Annotated in this window: 1 pseudogene; it reads left to right on the top strand. The window is 67.5% G+C overall.

The features are described 5' to 3' along the window. A pseudogene (locus ACXJKR_RS33255) lies at positions 1-716 on the top strand (fumarate reductase/succinate dehydrogenase flavoprotein subunit); the annotation flags it as partial. Positions 717-1,070 lie beyond the last annotated feature (354 nt).

The following is a 1,070-nucleotide window of genomic DNA, read 5'->3' as shown; positions in this document are numbered from 1 at the left end:
TGATCGAGATGCACATCTCGGAGATCGGCTTCTGCAGCGGCCACAGCGCCTCGGGCATCTGGACGAACGATCGCGGCGAGTGCTCCATCCCCGGGCTGTATGCGGCGGGCGATTGCGCCAGCATCCCGCACAACTACATGCTGGGCGCCTTCGTCTACGGCAAGTTCTGCGGCGAGAACGCGGCCGACTATGTCAGCGGCATCGCGGCGCCGGCCTTCGATGCCGGCCAGGTCGAGAAGGAGAAGGCCCGCGTCTATGCGCCGCTGGGCAGGACCGAGGGCCTGACGCCCTTCCAGGTCGAATACAAGACGCGCCGCATCGTCAACGACTACCTGCAGCCGCCCAAGGTCACCCGCAAGATGGAGATCGGCCTGCAGCGCTTCGACGAGATCCGCGAGGACCTGCAGCACATGGGCGCGGCCGACCCGCACGAGCTGATGCGCGCGATGGAGGCCCACACCATCCGCGACTGCGCCGAGCTGGCCGCGCGCGCCTCGCTGTACCGCACCGAGAGCCGCTGGGGCCTGTACCACCTGCGCGTGGACCACCCCGAGAAGAACGACGCCGACTGGTTCTGCCACACCAACGTGACCAGCGATGCCAACGGCAACGCCGTGTTCCGCAAGCGCGAGGTCGAGCCTTACGTCGTGGAGCTCAACGAGGAAGAGAAGTCCGCCTACCAGCGCCTGCGCGTCGCCACGCCCGCTGCCGCCTAGGGCCTGTTRACGCTATGGCAAYGGGTCGCGTTGTSGCCAAAAMGGCCGCGAGCAAGGCGCAAAGCGGAGCCGGGTTGCACACCCGGCGAGCATTTGCAACGCCGCGCGCGGYCGTTTTGGCCACAACCCTTCGGGAAGGCCCGCCGCCACGGGCCACTCCGCGTTGCGCCACTTGCCCGCACATCAGTGCGGGCGGCGTGTCACGCCTTGATTGGCCCGTGGCGGCGGGCCTTCGCGACCCATTGCCATAGCGTCAACAGGCCCTCAGGAGACCGCAATGACCATCACCATCACCCGCACCCAGGCCCCCGTCGTCATCGACGAAGACAAGTGCATCGCCGACAAGGGCTGCAC

The sequence above is a fragment of the Roseateles sp. P5_E11 genome (genome assembly GCF_054049355.1).
Note: the sequence above shows the minus strand (reverse complement) of the source record. Positions and strands in the feature narration are given on the sequence as shown.